The following is a 15,191-nucleotide window of genomic DNA, read 5'->3' as shown; positions in this document are numbered from 1 at the left end:
ATGTTCTTCCGTGACCAAAAGTTTTTCAATTCTAAAACTATTTCAAATTAATTTTCTTAAGACAAGTTCACTTTACAAGGTGTAAGAAGTTGTTACGATACCCGACTTTACATGTCGGATGATTAAAACTTTGAATAGCTTAGACAATTGGGTATGATAATTGCGTTTAGCTAAGGATCACAAATGACGGATATGCCAAATAATAACGAAACAAGAAAAAAAGAGAACCCATTCATTAATCTAATATGTAATGTGGTTATTCCTTCAGTAATTTTAACGAAATTTTCATCTGAAGAATATTTAGGACAAGTTAATGCCTTAATCATAGCATTGGCCTTTCCCCTTATTTATGGAGCATGGGACTTTATTTCTCAAAGAAAGTTTAACTGGATTGCGGCCATTGGTCTTATCAGTGTTTTACTTACTGGTGGAATTGGACTTTTCCAACTTAATAAGACCTGGATGATTGTAAAAGAAACTGCCCTTCCTCTAGTTATTGGTTTATTTGTTCTAGCTTCACAATTTACTAAGAAGCCACTTGTTAAGACTTTAATAGAGCAAATTTTTGATTTAGAAAAAATCCATCAAGCAATGGAAGAGAAAAATATAAAAGACGACTTTGATCAAAAAATCTATATTGCTGGATTTTACTTCTCTTGCACATTCTTTCTGTCTGCAGTTTTAAATTATGTACTTGCTGTAATCGTATTGAAAGGTTCTCCAGGAAGCGTTGAATTTAACGAGAGTCTAGGTAGAATGACGGCCCTAAGCTTCCCAGTAATTTCAATTCCAACAGTTATTGCCACTGGTTTTATTATTTTTGGACTTGTTAATTATATAAAGAAGCAAACTGACCTGCCTCTAGAGGCCATGGTTAAACAACAATAACCCAAACGAAAACGAGAGGGATAGATGCAACAAAATCAATTAGGAAATTCACAAATAAAAGTAAGTAAGATCTGTCTAGGGACAATGACATGGGGTGAACAAAACACACAAGAAGAGGCCCATGAGCAATTAGATATGGCCCTCGAATACGGTGTCAACTTCATCGATACAGCAGAGATGTATCCTGTGCCAGGACGAAAAGAGACATATACTAAAACAGAACAATATATTGGTACTTGGGATAAGATGCAAACGAAGAGAGACCAATTTGTTCTCGCTTCTAAAGTTGCAGGCCCGGGTAGCATGGATAGCTACATAAGAGAAAGTGAGATTAGAAAAACTCCTTTTTCAAAGTCCGATATCAAAACAGCTTGTGAAGCTTCATTAAAAAGACTTAAAACAGATTATTTAGATCTCTACCAAATTCACTGGCCAGCACGAGTAACTAACTTCTTCGGCCGTCTAAATTACGAGCACTTCACACCAGAAATAGAAGTATCATTTCGTGAACGAGTAGAAGCGATTGGTGAATTGATAAAAGAAGGAAAAATCCGTACTTGGGGACTTTCAAATGAAACACCTTGGGGTGTGATGCAATACCTTAACGCTGCAAAAGAATGTGGTGTCGATGCACCCGTTTCTATCCAAAATCCATACTCTCTTCTAAATCGCTCTTTTGAAGTTGGCCTTTCAGAAATGGCCATCAGAGAAAAAGTTGGGCTTTTGGCCTACTCACCACTTGCCTTTGGAGCCTTAAGTGGAAAGTACCTTGGAGGTGCTAAGCCAGAAGGTGCAAGATTAACGATCTTTGGTGAATACTTCACACGCTATTCATCTGAGCATGCAGCAAATGCAATTAGAGAATATGCAACACTAGCAAATGATGTTGGACTAACACCGGCCACCCTAGCACAGGCCTTTGTTAATGACAGAGAATTTACAACATCAAATATTATCGGTGCTACAAATCTTGAGCAATTAAGAGAGAATCTAGCAAGTAGTGAGATCACACTAGATACTGAGACTCTCCAAAGAATTGAAGATATTCATAAGATCTTCACGATTCCTTGCCCTTAATTGGAATTTCTTGCCTAGTCCTCCACTAAGTTTTTGATTTTACATATTTTGTTAAAATCTATTTATGAACGGATGTGGAGGAACTCATGTTTAATCGAATTAGAAAGACCAATAATGAATTCGATCAGGGTAAAAAAGAGTTAGCGAAAGTGTTTTTTGAACTTGAAGAGTTTGAAGATGCACCTTTAAAAATGGCCCTTTCAACTTATGAGTCTCTACGTGAAAGCACAAAATCGAGTGAAGACTTCTTCTACTATTTAATTGAAGACTCTATCTTCACATCACTATATGCAACATTTTATGAAAAAATTTTTCAGGCCATCGCCTCTCATCCAGAGCGCGCACTTGATTTAATTGATAGCTTTAGTGCTGATGTTGATGAAAGAGAGCAAATTATCGCAACTCAAACACAGCATCATTTAAACTTTGTTGAAAATTATGGAATGTGTAATGGCTGTTCATCTTGTGAATTCCACCAGGATGTTGCCGAACTCATCTCTTATTATCAACGTGGTGATATTAATTTCTTCACAGAGTTATTCCTAGGTATGCAAACAATGCAATTTGCCATGGAGTACTTCCTCTACGACTACATTCCTAGTAATCCTGCCTACGCTAAATTATGTGGACCTGAATATATCCAATACTGGCGTGAATTGATCTACAATTATTGCAAAGTTAAGGCCCGTGAACTTTAAAGATAAACTTACAAGTTCTATCTTTAAGCTTTACTAAATTGCATAAATTAAAACTCCTTAATATCATTAATAGGATTATAAAAAGGAGTTTATAATGAAAGTAATCATAAGTTTACTACTGCTTCTGCCTGCCTTTGGTGCTGGGCTTAAAATTGGAAATGACCTAACGTCAAACCCTGTTGAGGGAACAATCCGTCTTACATGCTCTGATCGTAATGGAAGAGACTTTCGCTTTGTCGATTGCCGCGCAAACTTCTTAAGTCCATCAGAATTCTCAAAATTCGTTCTTGGTGAAGGTGAAAGAGTTGATGCTGATGAAGTAACTCTTTACTACAAAGACCACAAGGGTCGCACGAAATCAAAATCATCACGCTTTGACTCTGAAAAAGGTGAAAGTAAGAATAGATTTAACCTTTGGATACATACACTTTTTCAAAGACCTCTCCTAAATTATTACGGAGAAAATGAAGTTGAGTATAAGCTTGAAAAAGATGGACGCGAAGTTGCAACAGGAAAGTTTGTCGTTAATGTTGAAAAACAAGAAACGAAATACTGCCCTCAAGCAAGTTACTGGTCAAGTAACCTAGATGACTGCCGCTTCCCTTCTAACTACTGTAGTCGATATTTCCGCGATTATAATTATTGCCAATAATAAGAAAGCCTCCATTTCGGAGGCTTTCTTTTTTCTATCAATTAGATACTTTTTTAAACACGGTATAGAGCAGATGCCCAAGTAAAGCCTGCACCAAATGCAGCAGAGGCCACAAGCATACCAGGCTTTAAAACACCTTCTTTCATGGCATCATGCATTCCAAGTGGAATTGTTGCCGCTGTGGTATTTCCATATTTTTGAATTGTATTGAATACTTTTTCTTCTGGGATTCCCATCATTTCAGCAACCTTAGAATTAATTCTTAGGTTTGCTTGGTGAAATAAGAAAACATCCACATCATCAATTGTAAGATTATTCTTTTCAAGTAGAGCACCGAGACTTTCTGCCATTCTCTTCGTTGCGTGAACAAAAACAGTGCGCCCATTCATTTGTGGGTAATGTAATTTTTCGTCAAGCATTTCTTGAGACATTCTTTCAGATGAATCAAATCCTGTTCCCGGAGCTGGAATCCATAATTCCTTAGCATACTTTCCATCACTATGAAGACTTGCATCGATGAAACATGGCTCTGATTTTTTATCGTTAACTTCAGATGCACTCATAACAATTGCACCGGCTCCATCGCCAAACAGAACAGCAACATTTCTTCCATCAGGCGTTTGATCTAAGCCTTTTGAATGAACTTCTGCTCCAACAACAAGAATATTTTTATTTGTACCTGTAGAAATAAATTTATCTGCAACAGACATTGCATAAAGAAAGCCAGAACATTGTTGTCTTAAGTCTAGACAAGGAATTTCACTCATTCCAAGTTTTGCCTGAAGAAAGCAACCTGTACCAGGAAAGTCAAAGTCAGGAGAAAGAGTTGCAAAAACAATCATATCTATATCTTCTTTATTAAGCCCAGCATTTGAAATTGCTTCTTCACTTGCTTTTACGGCCAAATCAGATGTTGATGTTTTAGAATCAACCCAATGACGTTGCTCAATTCCCGTTCTTTGAACGATCCACTCATTAGAAGTGTTCATCATTTCTTCAATATCAGTATTCTTATAAACTTTTGGTGGTACGTAAGAGCCCACACCAATAATTTTACTTGCCAATACACCCATAGTATTTCCTTTTCATAAATCTTCTTACATTTGAATTGGTGAATGATATTTTACAAATTTAACACAATATTCTTAGATGCGATAGATAGCTACCTTACAATTTTATCTTTATTAATTTGCCCCGACATAACTTTTATGCTCGAGTATTTGCCCTGTTTTTTTATTGGCCATCATATTTTTTCTTGTTAACATATTTATATTCCAAGGAAGGAATTAAAATGACTAAGCTTAGTCACCTTTTGGTGCTTTTATCCATTCAAATAAGTTTCAGTGTTCACGCAAATGTTCACTTTAATCTTACCTCAACCCCTCTCAGTAAAATAAATTACTATCCTGAGAATATTGAAAAGTATCTAAATAAAACTCATTCAAAAAACAATTCAAAACAAAATCTCAAGCAGGCCTTGCGCAATATTATTGTCTCAGGACATATAAGAAAGGCCGGGCAAAAAGATATCTTAACAAGTTCATGTAAAGGTCTAAAAAATTGCTACGAGCAAAAAGCTCCTGATAGTTACAAGCAAGCAAGAAAGTATCTATTTGGAGATATTTATCTAAGACAAAGCCGCGGTCAGTACCTTGTTAAAGATGTTTATTGTAACCAAGAAATTGGTGAAAACGATGGTATCGGGCCAATGCAGATTCCAAATCACCGAGTCATGAATTGTGAACATAGCTGGCCTCAGTCAAAGTTTAACCCTAACGAAAGTCGCAACACACAGAAGAATGACCTTCACCACCTCTTTCCAGTAAACTCTCGAGCGAATTCATCAAGAAGCAATCATCCTTTTGGCGAAGTAACTGGGCGAGCTGTAAACTCTAATTGTACATCTTCTTCAATAGGAGAGGTTAATTACGAGAATCAACTAACCACATCTTTTGAACCGCCACTAGAGATAAGAGGGAACATTGCTCGCGCTCTATTCTACTTCTCTACTCGCTATAATTTAGCAATTGATGAGGCCCAAGAGTACTACTTAAGAAGATGGCACCGTGAAGATCCAGTTGATGATTTTGAAGTGCAAATTAACAATCGAATTTATGAAATTCAAAATAGTCGTAACCCATTTATTGACGACGAAGAATTAGTCAATGCTATTAAAGATTTTTAAATACTCAATTTTTATAATGGCCATTATTTCTTGTGCCACTCCAACTAAAGAAAAATCTAAGCCTCTCACTCGTCGAGAGCGTCAACTTCTATATTACCAACGTCTAAGAGCTGCTCAGTGGCAGGAGATAACAAAGAAGAAAAAGTCGACTCCTTCATATCACAGAGATAAGAAAATATCGGTTCAGCCTAAGCGCCAAAAGAAAAAAGAGAAAAAGAGGTCACAAATTATCCCAGTTGATCCACATGGACAAAGAATTGAAATAGAGCAATTACTAACATTCCATTGCATAAAACAACGTATGGATAATTGTGATGAATTATCGACTCGTATTTTTGATAAGTGTCTCCAAGAATATAATCCCGGAGACAGAAGACTAACTGACTGTGTAAAAAAATCTCTAAAATAGAAGTTTAATTTGCTGTTTTCTTCTTTTTTTCATCTGATGAATCATCATTCTTCTTAGCTTGTTTTTGTTGCTCTCTGGCTTGCTCGTCTTGTTTTTCTTGGGCCTTTTGTTTTGCCTTTTCAATTCGTTTAAAAGACAAATCTGTTACATTATCTAATTTTCCAGAATTGGCCCCAACTGCTTTCCCAGCTCTTCTCCATTGATTAACTCTTGTTCTTCCTCTTCACCTTTCTTCTTCGCATCAGGACGCTTCCTAAATCGCCAGTAAGCTTGAATGAGATTCTTACACTCCTTCTCTTCAAGCTTGAGTCTTTCCTTCAGGTTCATAAATTTCTCCTTGGTCACATTTTGGGAAATATATTCTATTTGGCCACAGTGGTGCATCAATAGCAACTTAAGAGAGTTATAGATTTTCAAAGTGCATAAAATTAAGTTTTTCTAAACCATTAATTAAGTTTTAAGAAGTTAGATACTACTTATTGAGTTAAGTACCGCAAAGGGGTATAATTTAATAAATGAAAAGCTTAGTGATAAACACGACATTAAAGGCTTCAGTGGATGAAATTCTGAGCAATTTCAATGCAAAAACAATGCAAGAAGCAACTCCACCCTTCATCAATCTTGAAGTTACCCGCTTTGATGGAGTTGAATATGCTAATCAGACACATATGATTACTTCTATCCTTGGTCACTACCAGTCTTGGATAATTGAAGTGATGCAAACAAAGAGAACCGACAAAGGTATAATTATTCGAACAGAGGCCACAGAGTGCCCATTCCCGTTTAATCTTTGGATTCACACTTATCATATTCGTATGCTTGAAAATGGCATGACTAAAATAACAGATAATATAAAGTATAAAACAGAAAACTTTCTCTTTGATCTTTTAATCTATCCTATCGTCTACTTCATTATGTACTACCGTAAGCCAATTCTAATGGATAAGTACAATAAAGAAGTCAATATATAGACTCTTATGAATAAAGAAAAACGCGCTCATTGTGATAAATGTCACAGGCCTTTGAAGTCTTGTCTATGCGCACATGTAAAACCAGTAAAAATTCAAACTCCTATTACTATTCTTCAAAGTAAAGATGAGGCAAAGCACCCATTTAACACCGCAAAGTTTGGGCCACTTGCTAGTGATAAGATTAGAATTATAAAAAGTGATGATATTACAGAAGAAATAATAGACGAACTTACCTCAAAAGAATCGTTTCTATTATTTAAGAATGAACACTCAAGGCCTATTTCTAAAAGCGATCTTCCAAAGGGAGAGATGATAGTCTTAGATGGAACATGGAAGAAGGCCAAAGGTGTTTACTTTAAATGGCCTAAGCTAAGTTCGATTCCGTGCTACCACCTTGAAGAAGATCAAAGAACGATCTACTCCTCAATAAGAAAGTCCTGTGGTGAAGAACATTTATCGACTTTAGAGGCCATAGGAATGACTTTAAAAGCACTTGGGGAACTCAATGAAAATTCTTATGAGGAATTAATTTCTCCACTAAAAAAGCTAATTGAACAACAAGAAGCTTTCAAAAAATGATACAATATATTGTATGAAGATGCTTGTCTCTCCTCGCCTTAGTGAACTTGACTCATGCCCTTACTTAGAAGGTCACATGGAACAACATGAATTCTTCTTTGCGGGAGAGCTGGCCTTAGATGAACTTGATTATCTTTTACAACACGGTTGGAGAAAATTTGGTCAATTCGTCTTTCGCCCCACGTGTCCAAATTGCACAAAATGTATTCCTCTTAGAGTTGACCTCTCCAATTTTAAAGCAACTAAGAATCAAAGAAAGTTTCTAAAAAAACATCAACACCTGCAAATTAAGTTTACTCCTCTAATCTTTAGAAAAAGACATTATGAAATATATAGAAAGCACGGTATCGAGAGATTTCAAAATAGTATTGATGCTTCAATTATAGATAATGAGCAATTATTTAAAGAGACTTTTTATCGCTTTACTGGAACCCAATTATTGAGTGAAATTTTTGAGGATGGTAAATTGATAGCTTTTGGTATCTTAGAGCAGTCAGAAAGTGCTCTTAGTAGCGTTTATTTTAGTTATGATCCAGACTACGAGAAAATGAGCTTGGGTCACCTTGGAGCATTAAGTGAGATCTTATATGCAAAAAGTATAGGCCTTGAATATTACTACTTGGGATACTGGGTTGAAGAAAATAAGTACATGAGATATAAATCCCGCTACACCCCTCATCAATTATATGACTGGAAAGAGCAGACTTGGAAATTAGCGGATAATTCTTCGAAAGGTTAAATTTATCCTTGGCCCAACTTTTCTTGCAGTTTTATTTAACTGGTGCTTCCAGTAATGTTGGGTTGCTCCCTTCATAATAAGTAAGCTTCTATCCTCTAACTCGATTTCTACTTTTTCACATGATTTATCAAATCGATGCTTTAAGACAAATTTTCGAGTTTCACCAAAAGAGGCCGAAGCGATGACTGGGTTTCGCCCTAAACTTTCTTCATCATCACTATGCCATGAGGCGTAGTCTCTTCCATCGCGATAGAGATTACAAAGACAGCCATTAAAACTTTCACCTGTTATTGCTTCAATTTCATCTTTAATCGTTTTTAATTCTTTATTCCAATCATTTCGTAAAAGCTTGATTCCTGAGTAACTATATTCCATGTCACTTGAATACCATGCCTGAAGTCTAGGAATATCGTGAGTTTTACCATAAAGCGTAATCTGATCTTGGCGTAGATTTAACGAGTTCTTCAAAGACTCAAAATCGACTTTAGTGCGTCCAAAGAAATTTGGGTAATAAATGATTTTAGCGTCTTTTAAATTATAGACAACTTCATCACTAGTTTCTTGTGTACTTTCTCCAAAGAGATCAAATTGATTCATGGCCAGATATTAGCATTAAGAGCATAAACTCTTCAAATCACAAGTCTAAAAATGCCAAAAATAGGACACGCTTATAAATAGCGTAATTCCTGCCTAAGTACCTAAAATCTCTCTTACTCTTATATAATAGTAAGAGATTAACCAAAGATTCGCTAAAATTACTATATAAGGTAAGGAGTTTGCTATGCATATGGCACAACGAAATTTCATCATATTCAAAAAAATCTTAATTACTGTGATTTCATGGTCTCTATTACTTACACCAACAGCAAATGCTTTGGCACAGCAAGAGACTACTCCAACACAGCAGGAAACTTCAGCACCTCAAGAAGGCACTGAGACTGAAGCTGAAACATCACAACAGTCGACGACTCAAAATAGCACACCACCTTCGAGTATGAATCCTAATTACTGCCATGAAGATGGTAGTGCTAAGGACTGCCCTAGTAAGTATGTTTATAATTGCCATCTAAAGAGCTGTGTAGCGAATGAAGATAACGAAAACTACAACCAAGAGTATATGAAATGCGGTGGTAGTGAGAAGTGTCAGGAAGAACTTAAAGCGGATGCTAAAATGTTCACAGAACATAAGGCCACTGATGCTAGTTCCGTAAAATCCAAAGACGATGTACTTCGTTATCTAAAAGTTGCCGCAAATATTGGATATGGATGTGTACTCCTTGGAGCCGGTGGTTGTGATACAGACTTTGGTCTACAGATAGCAGCAGTTATTATTATGTCATCAGCAGTCATGAGCTTAATGGGAGATACATATAAGGATGACTTTAAGAATGCAAAGAAACGTCTTGAGAACTTAGAGAAAACTGATGAAAAAGGCTGGAACCATAGAATTCAAAGAGAAGCACTAAAAGCTGAAATTGATATGTTAAAGGATATGGAAAAAGCAGCGAAGAAGAAGATGAAGCACCATCAGAGAACATCCACACTAATATCAATTGTTGGGATTTTAGCTGGTATTTGTATCGCTTTAACTTGGACTGGTTGTAGTGTAAGTAATCCATGTTCTGGTTGGGCCTTTGGCCTAAGTGCTGTCGCCTTTGTCTTAGAGATGAAAGCTAATCAAATTGCGAAAAAGGCCATGAAGAGTGCGCAAAGTGCACGTCAAAAAGCGCAGAAGGTTTTAAAGAAATTAGAAAGCCGATATAATAACCAATACAGTGCAGGGAGAACGCAAAAGATTGCAACAAGCTCTGCTGGAACCGTCGGTCAGTCTGACTTCCAAAACGCTTCAGTATCTCAAAATGAAGCAACTGCTGGAAATGTTCAAGGAGAAGTCATTTCGGAAGTTCCTGAGATGAATATCAACATGGGTACACTTGGAACAAATGGACAGAACTTTCTTAACGAAACAGGTGGAGCAGAGGTAATCGAAGGCTTCAACCGCACAGTTAAAGAAGGTGATACAAAGTATGTTAACGATTCTATCGATAAGAATGCAGCTAAAATTTCAAAAGCAGCAAGAAAGGTATTAGAACTAGTCGCAAAATCAAAGAAGGCCGACGATAAAGCAAAGTCTGCGGCAAATGCATTTCTAAATCCTAATAGTGAAGATAGTCAAAGATTTCTTGCTAATACTTTAGCAGATAATACATCCCCTATTGCCATGGCACTAAATTACCGTAAAGCAGGTGGTGCAAATGCTAGTAAAGAATTAGAAAATAATACAAAAGTAAAACCTGAAACGGCCATTTCCTACGATAGCTCGTCAAAAGATTATTTAAAGAAAATCAAGGCCCAACTTGAAGATTATGAATCACTCCTAGCTGATGATACAGGAATTATGGCCATGAGTAATTTTGGAGACCCAACTGTTGATAGCAATGCTGTTGATCAATTAAACCAAAATAATAAAGACCCAAAAGAGACGATTCATAAAGACTCTGGAGTCTCTCTATGGAAAATTATTTCAAATCGTTATAACGAAATAAAATTGAAGAAAATTCTAGATTAAAAATATTCTAAGCTTCACAGCATGAGTCATTTGACTTTGATGCCTGTGAAGCTTTCTTTGCCTCTAGCTCATCACAAATCTTTTGAAATTCTCGATGAAAGATATGTTTAAACTTCACCATCTCGTAATTAGCTGAAATGCCATGACGCTTTTTAGGATCTTCTTCAGGTACATCTAAGGCCACAGGACTTGTTTGTGCAAAGAAGTCATCGTTAAGTTTATGAACACCAATACCAAATGGTAAGAACTTATTTCCAATAGTGAAAACAGGGCGCCCACAACTTAGTGCCTTAAGGGCAAAATGTGGAAACTTCACTTCAGTATCGATGACATAATTAGCACCAGCATAAAGAGGAGCTAGCTCGCCTGAGCACTTATTTCCAAAAAAGAATTGAGGATACTGGCCAAGAAGTTCACCTAAATGATCTTCTTTACCAATGAATTTAAATTTATGATCTTTATAAGTTTCAATAAAAAGGCGTGCTTCTTCAATACTTAGAGGTTCACAATTTATTAAAAAGTAATCCCTTTTAAACATGCCCTCAGGTAATACTTTATAGTCTTTAAGAGATGTTGCCGGTTTTACCTGCTTTGCATTTGGAAATTGAGATAAGATATATTCTTCATTAGTCCAAAGAGTGTCGGCCCTCTTTAAGTACTTCATTTGCTTTGAACGAACAAAGGAGCTAAAAAATCTTTTCAAAAGAGAAAGGTTTTTCTTACCTTGATTAATGTCTTCAATGAGATAAGTAAATAGATGGGTCTTATCACAAACCTTGATTTCTTGTGAAAAACCTCGAGAGAGATTGACAACTAAATCAACACTACAAGGTATAAATAGTCCCTGGGCAGCTCCATGAATAAGATGAGACTTATCAAGTAGTTCATCCCAAGACTTAACCATCTTGCTTAAAAAAGTTGAATGAATTTTACGTTGCTCAACTGGCCCAATGACCTGTCCCTGTCTATGAACAAGTGTATAGAGTTCAACATTTTCACCAATTACACCCATCATTGTTTCAAGACATTCAATATAAAAGTCTCTTTCAACAACAGCATCACAACTTACAACAACTTTTAGCATATATTTCTCTTCTACTTTTTGTATTCTCTAAAGAATTTTGCCGTTCTCTCAATCCCTTCAGCAAATGTTACTTTTGGTAAATATCCTAATTTCATAACACGATTTATATCTGGTCTTCTACGCTTAGGATCATCTTTTGGTAATTCTTGATAAGTTAATTTTGAAGATGAATCAAGAGCATCAACAATCAACTCTCCTGTTTCTTTAATTGAGTACTCATCAGGGTTTCCAATATTATATGGCATATGATCACCAAGCATTAAAACGTGATCAATAGCATTAGCAAGATCCGTCACATAACAAAATGATCTCGTCTGACTTCCATCACCATAAACAGTAATATCTCGTCCTTCTAAGGCTTGATTGATAAAGTTTGGAATAACTCTCCCATCATCAGGACGCATTCTTGGCCCATATGTATTAAAGATACGAATAATTTTTGTATCCACATTATATTTTCGACGATAAGTCATTGTTAATGCTTCAGCATAACGTTTCGCTTCGTCATAGCAGCTTCTTGGACCAATTGGATTTACATGACCAACATAATCCTCGGTTTGAGGGTGAATCTCTGGGTCTCCATAAACCTCAGAAGTTGATGCCTCTAAGAAGCGTGCCCCATGATCCTTTGCAAGCTCTAATAAGTTTTGTGTACCAATCGAATTTACAGTCATAATTTCCAAAGGAATAACCTTAAAATCAATTGGTGAAGCTGGAGAAGCAAGGGATAAAATATAATCGAATTTTATATCTCCGAAATCTGGTAGGCCATGAGTTATGTCACATTCCGTAAAGTGGAAGTTTTCATATTTAGATAGTAATTCAATATTTGACTTAGACCCTGTAATAAAATTATCTAAACCATAAACAGTAGCACCTTTATCTAAATATAATTGTGCCACAGTAGAAGGAACAAATCCGGCTGCACCTGCAATTAAGAAATTCTTCCCTTTGTGATCCATTGGTAATTCTAACATCTATATATTCTCCGTACTTTTAATAATTCGTTTGTGCTTCAAGACGTTCTTGTTTTCGATTGGCCAATTGTAGCATTGTGGAACTTAACAGTAAAAGTATACCACCTGTAATCTGAACAAAGCTCAGCTTTTGATCAAGGGCAACCCAGTTAATAATCACAGCAAAGAATGGAAATGACATTTCGGCCAAAGTACAAACTTTTGCCGTTACCAAGCTTAGACCTCGGTAGTAGAAATACATACCAAAAACACCTGATATTAGAGCGAGTACACTAACTTTTGCCCACAACTCCATTGGAAAGACAAGGCCAATATCATTAGCGGCCATAAATGGAATAATTGCAATGAAACCAACGGCAAAACGGATGGCCATAACTTCTTTTTCAATCCATCCCTGTTTGATTAAATACTTTCCAAAAACTGTCGCACTCCCCCAACTTATGACTGCAATTAAGGCAAGACAAAGTCCATACAATGATGAGCGATCAAAGCTCAATTTTCCTGTTTTAATGAGGTTGATTGCACTAACAATATCATAATAACTAATTAAGATAGCTCCTAAAATAGCTAGGAGCGCCCATACAAGAAATCGTTTCGTGATTCTTTCTTTTAGAATTATATAGGCAAGACTTATGGCCACAAATGGTTGTAACTTCTGTAGTAAAATAACAAGAGAAGGGTTTATAAGTGAGAAAGACTTTGTAAAAGACAATGTAGCAATTGCTGAACCCATTGCTCCAATTATGAGAAAGCATAGAAGTTCAAATGCCTTCATTCTCATGATTTTCTTTCTTGCCGCATAGAGACCAGGTAAGAAAATAATCGTTAAAAACAAATGCTCACCGAAGACAATAATTTCACTACTCTTATACTTATAAAGAAGAGGATATCTTATAAGAGTATCAAGGGCCCAAATAAAGCAGGCAATTAGAATGAAAATTAATCCTTTCACTACTTATTATATTCCTTCATAAAGTTATCAAATGACTCTTTTGCACGATCTGATGCCAATTGTTTTTTTACTTTCTTTCTATTTTTACGATCACGTCTTTGCTCCTTTGTAAGAGCAACCGGTGGTAGTAATCCGAAATTAATATTTGATGGCACAGGCTTTGGCACAGTCATTACATAATTTACGAGTGCTCCCATTCCTGTTTCAACTGGAAATGGCCTTACTTCTTCACCTCTTAGTTTCTTAAGTAGTTGAAAAGCAACATAAAGTCCCATTGAAGCAGACTCAGTGTAGCCTTCAACACCAGTTATTTGACCTGCAAAGTAAATATTTGGGAACTTCTTAACACTTAAATCAAAGTCTAGAAGAGTTCTTGAATTGATAAAAGAGTTTCTATGAACAGAGCCAAGATGAAGAAAACTAGCGTTTTCAAAACCAGGGATCTTACTAAAGACGCGTTTTTGCTCAGGATATTTTAGACGAGTTTGGAAACCAACCATATTAAAAGCTGAGCCTAGTAAGTTTTCACGTCTTAATTGTACACAAGCATATGGTAGAGAACCATCAGGAAGCTCAAGTCCAATTGGTTTCATACAAGAGAAACGGGCCGTATCAACGCCACGCTCGGCCATGATATCAACAGGCAGGCATGACTCGAAGAATTTATAATCCTCAAAGTTTTGAGCTGGTACTTTTTCGGCCTTAACAAGCTCAGCAATGAAGTCTTCATACTGTTCTTTATTCATTGGAGCATTAAGATAATCTGCCTGCTCCCCTTCTTCTTCACTTACCGGCTTATGGCGATCTTTATAATATAGTTTTGAGTAATCCAGACTATCGCCATCTACCACTGGGGCAATAGCATCATAGAAATAAAAGTCATCATCGGAGATATTCTTAACAATCCAATTTGAGAGACCTTCTGTTGTTAATGGACCAGAAGCAATAACACATGCATCTGCTTCATACTTTGCCATTAACTCTTGTGGATCACTTGCGTCCATGGCCACAACTTCAATATTTTCATGATTATGAAGGCGATCAGTTACTTCTCCAGAGAATCCATCACGCTCAACTGCAAGAGCATCTCCTGCTGGAACTGCATGCTTACGAGCACAATCAAGGATGATTGATCCAAGTGCATCCATTTCATATTTTAATAGTCCGTGGCCAGAAGCAGGATTCATTGATTTTAAAGAATTGGTACAAACTAACTCGGCAAAAGCATCAATCTTCTGTGCAGGATTCTTCTTAACAGTTTTCGATTCGACTAAGACAACCTTAACACCTTGACTTGCTAGAAAGTTTGCTGCTTCACTACCGGCCATACCGGCACCAATTACTATAACTTTGTGTGAGTTAGACAATTTCAACCTCTTTAATATACTTATATGATGATATAGACCTTATA

18 protein-coding genes are annotated in these 15,191 nt (G+C 36.4%); 10 read left to right on the top strand and 8 right to left on the bottom strand.

The window, feature by feature from the left end; genetic code table 11:
- Positions 1-183 precede the first annotated feature (183 nt).
- The 4 genes from VCM44_RS07055 (at position 184) to VCM44_RS07040 (ending at position 3,315) form a co-directional block, all read left to right on the top strand.
- Positions 184-888, top strand: coding sequence for a VC0807 family protein (locus tag VCM44_RS07055; RefSeq protein WP_115363226.1), 705 nt, complete (start codon positions 184-186; stop codon positions 886-888).
- A 24-nt stretch (positions 889-912) separates the two neighbouring features.
- Positions 913-1,965 (top strand): aldo/keto reductase, encoded by a 1,053-nt coding sequence (locus VCM44_RS07050; RefSeq protein ID WP_115363228.1) that lies wholly within the window; start codon positions 913-915, stop codon positions 1,963-1,965.
- Between the two features lie 86 nt (positions 1,966-2,051).
- Entirely contained in the window at positions 2,052-2,663 is a 612-nt protein-coding gene (locus tag VCM44_RS07045; protein WP_115363230.1) for a hypothetical protein, read from the top strand.
- Between the two features lie 94 nt (positions 2,664-2,757).
- Positions 2,758-3,315: a hypothetical protein gene (locus VCM44_RS07040; protein ID WP_115363232.1), complete on the top strand. Its 558-nt coding sequence runs from the start codon at positions 2,758-2,760 to the stop codon at positions 3,313-3,315.
- Between the two features lie 53 nt (positions 3,316-3,368).
- Here the strand turns inward: VCM44_RS07040 and VCM44_RS07035 are convergent, their stop codons facing one another.
- Positions 3,369-4,388 carry a 3-oxoacyl-ACP synthase III family protein gene (locus VCM44_RS07035; protein WP_334678392.1) on the bottom strand — a complete coding sequence of 340 codons (1,020 nt, stop codon included), beginning with the start codon at positions 4,386-4,388 and terminating at the stop codon, positions 3,369-3,371.
- A gap of 218 nt (positions 4,389-4,606) precedes the next feature.
- Here VCM44_RS07035 and VCM44_RS07030 point away from each other — a divergent pair, with 218 nt between their 5' ends.
- Together VCM44_RS07030 and VCM44_RS07025 are read left to right on the top strand one after the other, a co-directional pair.
- Positions 4,607-5,500 carry an endonuclease I family protein gene (locus tag VCM44_RS07030; protein ID WP_334678391.1) on the top strand — a complete coding sequence of 298 codons (894 nt, stop codon included), beginning with the start codon at positions 4,607-4,609 and terminating at the stop codon, positions 5,498-5,500.
- A 16-nt stretch (positions 5,501-5,516) separates the two neighbouring features.
- Positions 5,517-5,909, top strand: coding sequence for a hypothetical protein (locus VCM44_RS07025; protein WP_334678390.1), 393 nt, complete (start codon positions 5,517-5,519; stop codon positions 5,907-5,909).
- A gap of 4 nt (positions 5,910-5,913) precedes the next feature.
- On the opposite strand, the gene VCM44_RS07020 is transcribed toward VCM44_RS07025, so the two are convergent.
- Both VCM44_RS07020 and VCM44_RS07015 read right to left on the bottom strand, forming a co-directional pair.
- Entirely contained in the window at positions 5,914-6,048 is a 135-nt protein-coding gene (locus VCM44_RS07020) for a hypothetical protein (RefSeq protein WP_334678389.1), read from the bottom strand.
- Positions 6,049-6,062: 14 nt separating this feature from the next.
- Positions 6,063-6,236 carry a hypothetical protein gene (locus tag VCM44_RS07015; protein WP_158536910.1) on the bottom strand — a complete coding sequence of 58 codons (174 nt, stop codon included), beginning with the start codon at positions 6,234-6,236 and terminating at the stop codon, positions 6,063-6,065.
- Between the two features lie 188 nt (positions 6,237-6,424).
- Between VCM44_RS07015 and VCM44_RS07010 the strand changes: the two genes are divergently transcribed.
- The 3 genes from VCM44_RS07010 to VCM44_RS07000 are packed head-to-tail and all read left to right on the top strand — an operon-like array spanning position 6,425 to position 8,198.
- Positions 6,425-6,880 carry a hypothetical protein gene (locus tag VCM44_RS07010; protein ID WP_115363240.1) on the top strand — a complete coding sequence of 152 codons (456 nt, stop codon included), beginning with the start codon at positions 6,425-6,427 and terminating at the stop codon, positions 6,878-6,880.
- A 6-nt stretch (positions 6,881-6,886) separates the two neighbouring features.
- On the top strand, positions 6,887-7,459 hold the full coding sequence (locus tag VCM44_RS07005) for a DTW domain-containing protein (RefSeq protein WP_115363242.1): 573 nt from the start codon (positions 6,887-6,889) through the stop codon (positions 7,457-7,459).
- Between the two features lie 13 nt (positions 7,460-7,472).
- Positions 7,473-8,198 carry an arginyltransferase gene (locus tag VCM44_RS07000; protein ID WP_334678388.1) on the top strand — a complete coding sequence of 242 codons (726 nt, stop codon included), beginning with the start codon at positions 7,473-7,475 and terminating at the stop codon, positions 8,196-8,198.
- Here the strand turns inward: VCM44_RS07000 and VCM44_RS06995 are convergent.
- On the bottom strand, positions 8,172-8,795 hold the full coding sequence (locus tag VCM44_RS06995) for an alpha-ketoglutarate-dependent dioxygenase AlkB family protein (RefSeq protein WP_334678387.1): 624 nt from the start codon (positions 8,793-8,795) through the stop codon (positions 8,172-8,174). The genes VCM44_RS07000 and VCM44_RS06995 overlap by 27 nt on opposite strands.
- Positions 8,796-8,979: 184 nt before the next feature.
- Here VCM44_RS06995 and VCM44_RS06990 point away from each other — a divergent pair, with 184 nt between their 5' ends.
- The gene (locus VCM44_RS06990) at positions 8,980-10,767 is read left to right on the top strand and encodes a hypothetical protein (RefSeq protein ID WP_334678386.1); all 1,788 of its coding nucleotides are present in this window, start codon (positions 8,980-8,982) and stop codon (positions 10,765-10,767) included.
- 7 nt (positions 10,768-10,774) lie between these two features.
- Here VCM44_RS06990 and VCM44_RS06985 read toward each other — a convergent pair whose 3' ends face one another.
- The 4 genes from VCM44_RS06985 to trmFO are packed head-to-tail and all read right to left on the bottom strand — an operon-like array spanning position 10,775 to position 15,147.
- Positions 10,775-11,851 carry a hypothetical protein gene (locus VCM44_RS06985; protein WP_334678385.1) on the bottom strand — a complete coding sequence of 359 codons (1,077 nt, stop codon included), beginning with the start codon at positions 11,849-11,851 and terminating at the stop codon, positions 10,775-10,777.
- A gap of 11 nt (positions 11,852-11,862) precedes the next feature.
- Entirely contained in the window at positions 11,863-12,828 is a 966-nt protein-coding gene (locus VCM44_RS06980; RefSeq protein ID WP_205570947.1) for an NAD-dependent epimerase/dehydratase family protein, read from the bottom strand.
- A gap of 19 nt (positions 12,829-12,847) precedes the next feature.
- Entirely contained in the window at positions 12,848-13,780 is a 933-nt protein-coding gene (locus VCM44_RS06975) for a DMT family transporter (RefSeq protein ID WP_334678384.1), read from the bottom strand.
- Entirely contained in the window at positions 13,780-15,147 is a 1,368-nt protein-coding gene (trmFO, locus tag VCM44_RS06970) for a methylenetetrahydrofolate--tRNA-(uracil(54)-C(5))-methyltransferase (FADH(2)-oxidizing) TrmFO (protein ID WP_115363254.1), read from the bottom strand. Before trmFO ends, VCM44_RS06975 begins: the two co-directional genes overlap by 1 nt.
- Positions 15,148-15,191: the final 44 nt, after the last annotated feature.

This window comes from Halobacteriovorax sp. DPLXC-1, assembly GCF_036903125.1.
GTDB lineage: Bacteria > Bdellovibrionota > Bacteriovoracia > Bacteriovoracales > Bacteriovoracaceae > Halobacteriovorax_A > Halobacteriovorax_A vibrionivorans.
The sequence above is the reverse complement of the archived record's forward strand: the minus strand, read 5'-3'. Positions and strand labels throughout refer to the sequence as shown.

Excerpts from the sequence above, each read along its gene's own strand:
- VCM44_RS07055 (WP_115363226.1), top strand. The coding sequence starts at position 184 with ATGACGGATATGCCAAATAATAACGAAACAAGAAAAAAAGAGAACCCA.
- VCM44_RS07050 (WP_115363228.1), top strand. The coding sequence starts at position 913 with ATGCAACAAAATCAATTAGGAAATTCACAAATAAAAGTAAGTAAGATC.
- VCM44_RS07045 (WP_115363230.1), top strand. The coding sequence starts at position 2,052 with ATGTTTAATCGAATTAGAAAGACCAATAATGAATTCGATCAGGGTAAA.
- VCM44_RS07040 (WP_115363232.1), top strand. The coding sequence starts at position 2,758 with ATGAAAGTAATCATAAGTTTACTACTGCTTCTGCCTGCCTTTGGTGCT.
- VCM44_RS07035 (WP_334678392.1), bottom strand. The coding sequence starts at position 4,388 with ATGGGTGTATTGGCAAGTAAAATTATTGGTGTGGGCTCTTACGTACCA.
- VCM44_RS07030 (WP_334678391.1), top strand. The coding sequence starts at position 4,607 with ATGACTAAGCTTAGTCACCTTTTGGTGCTTTTATCCATTCAAATAAGT.
- VCM44_RS07025 (WP_334678390.1), top strand. The coding sequence starts at position 5,517 with ATGGCCATTATTTCTTGTGCCACTCCAACTAAAGAAAAATCTAAGCCT.
- VCM44_RS07015 (WP_158536910.1), bottom strand. The coding sequence starts at position 6,236 with ATGAACCTGAAGGAAAGACTCAAGCTTGAAGAGAAGGAGTGTAAGAAT.
- VCM44_RS07010 (WP_115363240.1), top strand. The coding sequence starts at position 6,425 with ATGAAAAGCTTAGTGATAAACACGACATTAAAGGCTTCAGTGGATGAA.
- VCM44_RS07005 (WP_115363242.1), top strand. The coding sequence starts at position 6,887 with ATGAATAAAGAAAAACGCGCTCATTGTGATAAATGTCACAGGCCTTTG.
- VCM44_RS07000 (WP_334678388.1), top strand. The coding sequence starts at position 7,473 with ATGAAGATGCTTGTCTCTCCTCGCCTTAGTGAACTTGACTCATGCCCT.
- VCM44_RS06995 (WP_334678387.1), bottom strand. The coding sequence starts at position 8,795 with ATGAATCAATTTGATCTCTTTGGAGAAAGTACACAAGAAACTAGTGAT.
- VCM44_RS06990 (WP_334678386.1), top strand. The coding sequence starts at position 8,980 with ATGCATATGGCACAACGAAATTTCATCATATTCAAAAAAATCTTAATT.
- VCM44_RS06985 (WP_334678385.1), bottom strand. The coding sequence starts at position 11,851 with ATGCTAAAAGTTGTTGTAAGTTGTGATGCTGTTGTTGAAAGAGACTTT.
- VCM44_RS06980 (WP_205570947.1), bottom strand. The coding sequence starts at position 12,828 with ATGTTAGAATTACCAATGGATCACAAAGGGAAGAATTTCTTAATTGCA.